At 72.2% G+C, this 8,422-nt stretch carries 7 protein-coding genes; 3 read left to right on the top strand and 4 right to left on the bottom strand.

The window, feature by feature from the left end:
- The first annotated feature begins 13 nt into the window (after positions 1–13).
- Positions 14–418 carry a DUF3040 domain-containing protein gene (locus tag AB0903_RS17770; RefSeq protein WP_366703882.1) on the top strand — a complete coding sequence of 135 codons (405 nt, stop codon included), beginning with the start codon at positions 14–16 and terminating at the stop codon, positions 416–418.
- 327 nt (positions 419–745) lie between these two features.
- On the opposite strand, the gene AB0903_RS17765 is transcribed toward AB0903_RS17770, so the two are convergent.
- From AB0903_RS17765 to AB0903_RS17750, 4 genes are all read right to left on the bottom strand, one after another.
- Complete coding sequence (locus AB0903_RS17765; RefSeq protein WP_366703732.1) at positions 746–3,280, bottom strand: DUF3488 and transglutaminase-like domain-containing protein; 2,535 nt, start codon at positions 3,278–3,280, stop codon at positions 746–748.
- Positions 3,277–4,641 (bottom strand): DUF58 domain-containing protein, encoded by a 1,365-nt coding sequence (locus AB0903_RS17760; RefSeq protein WP_366703730.1) that lies wholly within the window; start codon positions 4,639–4,641, stop codon positions 3,277–3,279. The genes AB0903_RS17765 and AB0903_RS17760 overlap by 4 nt, the downstream gene beginning before the upstream one ends.
- A complete protein-coding gene (locus AB0903_RS17755) occupies positions 4,641–5,687 on the bottom strand; it encodes a MoxR family ATPase (protein WP_366703728.1) in 1,047 nt (348 codons plus the stop codon). The genes AB0903_RS17760 and AB0903_RS17755 overlap by 1 nt, the downstream gene beginning before the upstream one ends.
- Before the next feature lie 197 nt (positions 5,688–5,884).
- On the bottom strand, positions 5,885–6,433 hold the full coding sequence (locus AB0903_RS17750) for a carbonic anhydrase (RefSeq protein ID WP_366703726.1): 549 nt from the start codon (positions 6,431–6,433) through the stop codon (positions 5,885–5,887).
- A gap of 275 nt (positions 6,434–6,708) precedes the next feature.
- Here AB0903_RS17750 and rsmH point away from each other — a divergent pair, with 275 nt between their 5' ends.
- Positions 6,709–7,665: a 16S rRNA (cytosine(1402)-N(4))-methyltransferase RsmH gene (gene rsmH, locus AB0903_RS17745; RefSeq protein WP_366703724.1), complete on the top strand. Its 957-nt coding sequence runs from the start codon at positions 6,709–6,711 to the stop codon at positions 7,663–7,665.
- A 55-nt stretch (positions 7,666–7,720) separates the two neighbouring features.
- Positions 7,721–8,329, top strand: a complete 609-nt coding sequence (locus tag AB0903_RS17740) for a septum formation initiator family protein (protein WP_366703722.1) — start codon at positions 7,721–7,723, stop codon at positions 8,327–8,329.
- Positions 8,330–8,422: the final 93 nt, after the last annotated feature.

The raw sequence follows: 8,422 nt of genomic DNA, 5'->3' as shown, positions 1-8,422 counted from the left end.
CGAGGAGGACTCCGTGCCGCTCTCGGAGCACGAGCAGCGAATGCTCGAGCAGATGGAGCGAGCGCTGTACGCCGAAGATCCCAAGTTCGCGACAGTGCTCGAGGGAAGCGGGCTGCGTACGTACACCCGGCGACGGGTCTACCAGGCAGTCGCAGGCTTCCTGGTGGGTATCGCGCTCCTCATGGCCGGAATGGTCGCCCAGCAGATCTGGATCAGTGTGGTGGGCTTCCTCGTGATGCTCGGCTGCGCGGTTCTCGCGATCACCGGCTGGCGCAAGGCGCCGAAGCCGGGCGAACAGCAGGCCGCCTCCGGTGAACAGGGGCGTCGTAAGTCTCACCAGCACAGATCGATGATGAGCCGGATCGAGCAGCGGTGGCAGCGCCGCCGCGACGAACAGGGTGGTCAGGGCGGCCGCTGAGGACCGCGGACCGCAAGCCTGTACAGAGCTGGAACGTATGTGAGGGGCGACGCCGGACGGCGTCGCCCCTCACACGTGTCACGGGGCGCTCCTCGTCCGCAGGCCCGGGCACCTGCGGCGCCCCCGGGGCCCGTGACCGACTCCGGGATGCTTCCGGCCGAGCCCCGCGAGCTTCCGGGCCGGCCGGGAGCGGCCCCGCGAAGGCTGGAGCCGGTCGGCCGGCCCGTGAGGTAGCCGGGCGGGCGCCCTGCCCGTGAGCCCGGCCGGGGGTAGCGGCCCCTTTGGCCTGCCCGTGAGCCGGGCCCAAGGGAGCTCGCGCCGAGCCGCTCAGCCCTGCTGCCGCGACGGCCGACGGAGAGTCTGGGCCCACCGGTTCAGCCTCAGCCGCCGTATGTGCCACCGGTCTGTGACGGCCGACCAGCGCTCGGTCAGCGCCCATACGGCGCGGACGGAGGAGCGGGGCAGCAGCACGGCCCGCATCCGGGTCCCAAAGCCCACGGCACCGAGCAGCCCCGCCTGGATCCGCCGGGCGTCCTCGGCGAGGCCCGTGGCGGACTTCGGAACGGGCGCGTAGAGGACCTGCTCCACCGAACGGGCCATCCGGTGCACGGCTGCCGCCGGTTCGTCCTCCAGCTTGCCCAGCCGGACGATGCGTGCCGCCGCCTTGCGGGGCGTCAGCGAATCATCGGGCAGAACGCCCACGTCCCACGCGGAGTCCGTGACCTCCTGCCATATGGCCAGCGTCCGGCCGGGGTCGGCCACCGCCGTACGCCCGGCGGCCGCGCTGCCCTGAGCGTCGAGCGACACGGCATCGGCGCCGGCGGGCCCGGCGGACGAACCCCGTGCATGCGGTTCGTCCCCCTTCGCCGGCCGGACCGGGGATCCGGACAGCCTCCGGGAACGCGTCACGATCCGCCACAGCAAGGGCACCGACAGCAGCAGCAGTCCGGCAGCGACACCGAGGGCGGTCAGCAGCACCGTGCCCAGCGACGAGTCCTGCGCCTGCGGGGGCTGCACGTCACGCGGATCGGCGGCGCCGCACTCGCCCAACTCCCGTTCGTGCCGGGGGCACGCGTCCTGCGGACGGTCCGACTGCTCGGGGGCGGCGGAAGCGCCCTCCTCCGGCCGTGCCGGATCAGAGGGACCGCCGACGGGCGTCTGCTCCCGGGTGTAGTCGGGCCTGGACCCACGGCTCGGGGTCGGCTCGAAACGGGTCCATCCCACACCCTCGAAGTACAGCTCGGGCCATGCGTGGGCATCGCGCAGGCCGACCGACACCGTGCCGTCCGACTGTGTGGCGCCCGGCTGGAAACCCACGGCGACCCGGGCCGGGATGCCCAGCGTGCGCGCCATCGCGGCCATCGAGAAGGAGAAGTGGACGCAGAAGCCCTTCTTCTGCTTCAGGAAGCGGCTGATGGCAGTGACGCCCGTACCCGACCGGACGTCGGTGTCGTAGGTGAAGCCGCCGTCGAGCGAGAACCAGTCCTCGAGCTTCTTCGCCCGCTCGTAGTCGTTGGCCGCGCCCTCGGTCACCGTGAGCGCCGTCTTCCCGACGTCCTCGGGCAGCACATCGGGGACCCTGGTGTACTCCTGGAGCAGCGCGGCGGGCGCCGCGGGCGCGGCCGCCAGCTGCTCCTGGGTGGGCTGCACGATCAGGCTGTTGACCGAGTACTGCGCGCCGGACGTGGTCTGGTCGCGGTCGCCGACCAGAGTCCGTCCCGCGGGCTCGTACCGCCAGCGGCCGTCGATGGCCACCGTCGTCGCCGGGAAGGGCATCGGCAGCCAGTTCTGCTTGTACGAACCGGCCGCGGAGATGTTGGTGCGGACCTCGGTGACCTGGACCGACGGGCTCAGTCCCACCGGCTCGGGCAGCCGCTCCGGCACATCGGTGACCTTCCGCTCCGAGGAGCGCCATGACGTGCCGTCGAACCGGTCGAGAGCCAGGATCCGCAGATACATGTCCTCGTTGCCGGGCGCGTTGCTTCGGTACCGCAGAACCTCCCGGTTCTGCGGCTGGTTCAGGTTGTCCTGCAGCGAGACCAGCGGATTGACGGCCGAGATCGTGCCGCCACCGCCACCGATCCCGCCGCCGGAGCCGTTGCCCACGCTGCCGATCAGTCCGCCGTTCAGCGCGGGCAGTGCCGCCGGCACCACGAGCGCGATGCCCAGCGCGAGAACGCCGATCCGGCGGCCGGCGCGGACCGGTGCCTGGGGCCGTCCCTCCGCCTGGGCGAGGCCGCCCGTCGAACGGCCGCGGGCGGCCGGGGCCCCACCGAACACGCGCCCCCACTGGGACAGCCGGTCCCGGCCCTCCGCGAGCAGCAGCACCAGGTAGCCGGAGGCGGCCAGCAGGAACCACAGCCAGCTGGCGCCGCCGCCGGACAGCCCGGCGGCCACCGAGTAGAGCGCCAGGAGCGGCAGACCGGCCGGGGCCGCGCTGCGGAACGTCACCGCCAGTGCGTCGACCGCGAGGCCGATCAGCAGCACGCCGCCGATCACCATCAGCCTGATGCCGTCGGTCGCCGGGGCCGGGATCGCGTACCGGCCCACGTCGTCGGCCCCGGCCCGCAGCAGCTCGCCGAAGTGGGCGAACGCCTCCGGTCCCGGCAGTACCCCCAGGAAGCTGTGGCCGCGGGCGAAGACGACGGTGAGCACCAGCAGGGTGACCAGCGCCTGCACCGCCACGGTCAGCGGCCTGGCCAGCGGCACCCGCCTGGCGAGGGCGCCGGCCCCGGTCTGGATCGCCAGCAGGAACGCCGCCTGGAGCATCCAGTTGGGAGGGTCCACCAGCGGCAGCAGGGCTCCCGCCGCCATCAGCGTGGCAGCGAAGGCGCACAGCGCGAGCCGTCCGCGACCGCTCATGACCAACCTCCCGTCGAGCCGTACGCACCGGCGCCGGGCGACTCGGTGCGCTCCCGTGCCGCCTGCTGCCACAGATCCGCGAGTCGCGCGCCGGGCGCGACGGAGAGCGCGGTCCACCCCGCCTCACGAAGCTGCTGCAGCCGCTTCTCGACCGGGCCGGTCACCGAGCCGCCGGTCAGCCACGTCCCGCCGTCGAGCACGAACGCGACCGCGGCGCCGCTGCTCCGGCGCATCCTGGCCGCCAGCGCGGTCTGTTCGTCGTCGAGGTCGCCGAGAAAGGCGATCAGCAGCCCTTCGTTCGTGCCGCGCAGCACGTCGTACGAGCGGGACAGGCCCGCGCCGTCGGAGTGCTCCACGACGGAGAGCGTGTCCATCATCTGCCCGGCGGCGTCCGCGGACTCCTGGAAAGAGCCGGCGAATCCCTCGGCGCCCTGGCCGGGCACCGAGCTTCCGGTGTCCGTCAGCAGCCGCACGGCGAAGCCGCGTTCCAGCAGGTGCATCAGGGCGGAGGCCGCGCCGGACACCGCCCACTCGAACGCCGAGTCCGGTCCGGCACCCTGGTAGGCCGCCCGCCGGGTGTCCAGCAGCACGGTGCACCTGGCCCGTTGCGGCTGCTCCTCGCGCCGGACCATCAGCTCGCCGTACCGCGCGGTGGAGCGCCAGTGCACCCGGCGAAGGTCGTCGCCGTAGCGGTACGCGCGCGGGATGATGTCGTCGTCGCCGGCCAGGGCGAGCGACCGCTGGCGGCCGTCGCCGTATCCGGACGCCTCACCGGCGAGGCGGACGGCGGGCAGCGACTCGGTGCGCGGAACGACCGTCAGGGTGTCGAACGCGCTGAACGACCGGGTGAGTTCGCACATGCCGAACGGGTCGGTCAGCCGCAGCTGGAGCGGCCCCAGCGGATAGCGGCCCCGCAGGTCCGAGCGGACCCGGTAGGAGACCTCCCGCCGGCCGCCCGCCTCGACCCGGTCGAGCACGAACCGCGGCCGCGGGCCCAGTACGTAGGGCACATGGTCCTGGAGCATCAGCAGCCCGGTCGGCATCCGGGAGATGTTGTCCATCCGCAGATGGACCCGCGCCTCGGAACCGGCGGGCACCCGGCCGGGCGACAGCCGCCGGCTCGCCGCGACCCGGTAGCGCGTGCGGTACAGCACCACCACACAGATCAGCGGCAGCCCGGCGAGCAGCAGCCCCACGCGCAGGAGATCGCTCTGGCCGAGGGCGTAGGCGCAGACGGCGGCCGCCACACCGGCCGCGAGGAAGGAACGGCCGCGGGTGGTGAGGCCGCCGAGCGCCGCGCGCACCCCGCCGGCGTTCGTGCCTTCCGGGCCCGGCGAGGCATCGGGCCCTGCGGCCGTCATCACAGCCGCCGGGCGCCGGGCTGCTGCCCGTAGAACGGTGCCCGGTCCGGGCCGCCGCCGACGTACGACCCCTCCGAGCTGCCAGTCGTGGGCACCGCGGTGCGCTGGACGATGTCGAGCACGACCTGCTCGGCTGTCCGGCGGTTCAACTGAGCCTGCGCCGTCGGCAGCAGCCGGTGCGCGAGCACCTGCACGGCGAGCGCCTGCACGTCGTCCGGCAGGGCGTACTCACGGCCGCTGAGAGCGGCGGACGCCTTCGCGGCGCGCAGCAGGTGCAGTGTGGCGCGCGGGGACGCCCCGAGTCTGAGATCGGGGTGACTGCGCGTCGCTGAGACGAGCTCCACCGCGTACCGGCGGACGGACTCGGCGACGTGCACCGCGCGCACGGCCTCGATCAGCTTCACGATGTCGTGGGCGTGCGCCACGGGCTGCAGATCGTCCAGCGGGGAGACCCCGCCGTGCACGTCGAGCATCTGCAACTCGGCGGAAGCACTGGGGTAGCCGATCGAGACGCGCGCCATGAAGCGGTCGCGCTGCGCCTCTGGCAGCGGATAGGTGCCCTCCATCTCCACCGGGTTCTGGGTGGCCACCACCATGAACGGGTTGGGCAGTTCGTAGCTGTGCCCGTCGATGGTGACCTGTCGTTCCTCCATCGACTCCAGCAGCGCCGACTGCGTCTTGGGCGACGCGCGGTTGATCTCGTCGCCGATCACGATCTGGGCGAAGATCGCGCCCGGCTTGAACTCGAACTCACGCCGCTGCTGGTCGAAGATCGACACACCGGTGACGTCGGACGGCAGCAGGTCCGGCGTGAACTGGATGCGTCGTACGGAACAGTCGATGGACCGCGCCAGCGTCTTGGCCAGCATCGTCTTGCCGACGCCGGGGACATCCTCGATGAGCAGATGTCCCTCGGCCAGCAATACGGTCAGCGAAAGCCGTACGACCTCAGGCTTGCCCTCGATCACGCTCTCGACCGACCTGCGGACACGATCCGCTGTGGTGGTCAGATCCGTGAGGCTCGCTCGATCGTCATAGGTCGTCACACGGCCCTCCTCGGCCCGTTCATAGGGCCGGTGCCTTGGACGGCACGGCCCACCCCGAAACACGGACACTGCTTCCGGAGGGTCCGGAAGCACGTCCCACAGGCATTCTTGTTTGCGTTCCCGTGTTGTGTCACTTGCCTGTGGACAAGTGGACGGGATATGCCGGGGTTGGGCCGTTTCGTCAGGTGCCCGACTGCTCACACAGCGGGGTCGATCTCCCTCAGTAGTCCCGTGGTGACGTCGAAGACGAAGCCGCGGATGTCGTCGGAGTGCAGCAGGAACGGCGAGGTGCGCACCCGCTGCATCGACTGCCGGACGTCCTGGTCGACATCGCGGAACGCCTCGACCGCCCACGCGGGACGCTGCCCGACCTCTTCCTCCAGCTCCATACGGAAATCCTCCGTGATGGTCTCAAGGCCGCAGCCGGTGTGGTGCACGAGAATCACGCTGCGGGTGCCCAGCGCGCGCTGGCTGATGGTGAGCGAGCGGATCACGTCGTCGGTGACCACACCGCCGGCGTTGCGGATCGTGTGGCAGTCGCCCAGCTCGAGCCCGAGCGCGGCGTGCAGGTCGAGCCGGGCGTCCATGCACGCGACCACCGCGACCTTGAGTACGGGGCGGGCGTCCATGCCCGGGTCCTCGAACCGGGCGGCGTACGTCCGGTTGGCTTCGACGAGACGGTCAGTGACGGTGCCACCGGTACGCACGGCGGTGTCGGTGGCAGGCTGGTGCGCAGAAGTCGACATGGAAAAGAAGGTAACGGTCACCGCCTCGGGTGGCCCGTAATGAGAGCGGACAAAAGAACGTCAACGACCCGCTCTGTGAGGTAACCCACAAGCCTGATTCGGCGGTCCGCGCGACGCGCTCGGCCGGTTGATTGACCGGCCGGACCAGTGCACTAAAGTGACGCGGAGTTCACGGACACCAACCGCACAACCGGTGGTTTCCCACACAATTCCCCGCGTGCGCGGCGTACGCACGGCCCGCCCATGACCCGCCCGCACCGGATCTGAGAGGGCGCATGAGCCAGACCCGACACGTCCCGGTGATGCTCCAGCGGTGCCTGGACATGCTGGCTCCCGCGCTCCAGGAGCCGGGCGGAGTCGTCGTCGACTGCACCCTCGGCCTCGGCGGCCACAGCCAGGCCCTGCTCGAACGCTTTCCGGAGACCCGGCTCGTCGCGCTCGACCGCGACAAGGAGGCGCTGCGTCTCTCCGGCGAGCGGCTCGCCCCGTTCGGCGTCCGGGCGACGCTGGTGCACGCCGTCTACGACGAGCTCCCCGAAGTCCTCGACCGTCTCGGCATCCCCAAGGTGCAGGGCGTGCTGTTCGACCTCGGCGTCTCCTCCATGCAGCTCGACGAGGCGGACCGGGGCTTCGCCTACGCCCAGGACGCCCCGCTCGACATGCGCATGGACCAGAGCACCGGCCTCAGCGCCGCGGAGGTCCTCAACACCTACCCGCCCGGTGAACTGGTGCGCATCCTGCGCGCGTACGGCGAGGAGAAGCAGGCCAAGCGGATCGTGTCCGCCATCGTGCGGGAGCGCGAGAAGGAGCCCTTCACCAACAGCGCCCGGCTCGTCGAGCTCATCCGCGACGCACTGCCCCAGGCCGCCAAGCGCACCGGCGGCAACCCGGCCAAGCGCACCTTCCAGGCCCTGCGCATCGAGGTGAACGGCGAGCTGGCCGTCCTCGAGCGGGCCGTCCCCGCCGCGGTCTCCGCGCTCGCCGTGGGCGGGCGGATCGCCGTCCTTTCGTACCACTCCCTCGAGGACCGGCTGGTCAAGCAGGTCTTCGCGGCCGGTGCCGCGAACACCGCGCCGCCCGGACTGCCCGTCGTCCCCGAGCGGTACCAGCCCAGGCTGAAGCTGCTGACCCGCGGAGCGGAGCTGCCCACGGAGGAAGAGGTCGAACAGAACCGCCGTGCGGCTCCAGCGCGTCTGAGGGGGGCAGAGCGCATCCGGGAGGACGTCGCGTGAGCGGGGCGGACCGGGCGACCCGCACGGCCGACGGACCAGCGAAGGGGAGGACACCTTGAGCACACCGGCCAAGCAGCTGAAGGGATCGGCCGCGCGGCTCGCGCGGCTGATGCCGTCGGGGCCGAGTACCGCGGCCCGCGCACCCTTCGTCCTGCTGGTCGTGCTCATCCTGTCCGGCGGGCTGATCACGCTTCTGCTGCTGAACTCGTCGCTCAGCCAGGGCTCGTTCGAGCTGAGCGAGCTCAAGAAGAAGACAGACGAACTCACGGACGAGCAGCAGGCGCTGCAACGGGACGTCGACCGCCACTCGGCCCCCGACGCCCTCGAGCGGCGCGCCCGCGAGCTGGGCATGGTGCCCGGCGGCGGCCCCGCCTTCCTCGGCCCGGACGGCAAGGTCCTCGGCGTACCGCAGAAGGCCGCCGCGGAGCCCCTGCCGCCCGCACCGGAGCCGTCCCCGACGGCGAGCGACGATCCCTCCGCCCCGCCGTCCGTGCAGACGCCGCCCCCGGCCGCCGAACCGTCCGACGCCGCCCGGGCGCAGTCGGACACCGGCGTGTCCCCGCAGACCCGGGGCCTGTCCGGACCGCCCGCCGACTCCGGGGACGGCGGGCCCTCCTCCTCCCGTACGTCCCCGCAGCCGAACCCGACGATCTCCGACAGGTGACGCAGTGCCCTCCAAGGAACCACCGCGGCGCCGAGTACCGGGCCCGGCACGGCGGCCCTCCGCGCAGCGCGCCGGACAGCGGCCGCGGCGGCC

Origin of the sequence: Streptomyces sp. NPDC048389 (assembly GCF_040706335.1) — a bacterium.
Lineage (GTDB): Bacteria > Actinomycetota > Actinomycetes > Streptomycetales > Streptomycetaceae > Streptomyces.
Note: the sequence above shows the minus strand (reverse complement) of the source record. Positions and strands in the feature narration are given on the sequence as shown.